The sequence below is a fragment of the Streptococcus sp. DD11 genome (assembly GCF_001578865.1).
GTDB classification, from domain to species: domain Bacteria; phylum Bacillota; class Bacilli; order Lactobacillales; family Streptococcaceae; genus Streptococcus; species Streptococcus panodentis.
Genome location: NZ_KQ969466.1, coordinates 1 through 347 on the forward strand (window position 1 = coordinate 1; position 347 = coordinate 347).

Sequence of the window (347 nt, forward strand, 5' to 3'; positions counted from 1 at the left end):
GAATGCAGATGTTCATGTGCGCGAGCTGGTCTTGGCACAGGCAGCAGCGACCAATTCCAATATCATCCGCAACGACTGGCCCCAGTATGATTTTCCGCAGATTGCAGACTTTGATCTGCTGGACAAGGCTTATCATATTGCCAAGAATCTTGGCATGACGACCCATGTCGGCAGTGTACTGTCTTCGGACGTATTTTACTCAAACTACGGTGAAAAAAATATCGAGCTGGGCAAATGGGGTGTCAAGGCGGTCGAGATGGAAGCCGCAGCGCTTTACTATCTGGCTGCCCAGCACCAAGTGCAGGCGCTGGCGATTATGACCATTTCTGATAGCTTGGTCAATCCAG

The 347-nt window shown here is 50.7% G+C and carries 1 pseudogene; it reads left to right on the plus strand.

The window, feature by feature from the left end:
• Positions 1 to 347 (plus strand): annotated as a pseudogene (locus STRDD11_RS13415) (purine-nucleoside phosphorylase); the annotation flags it as partial.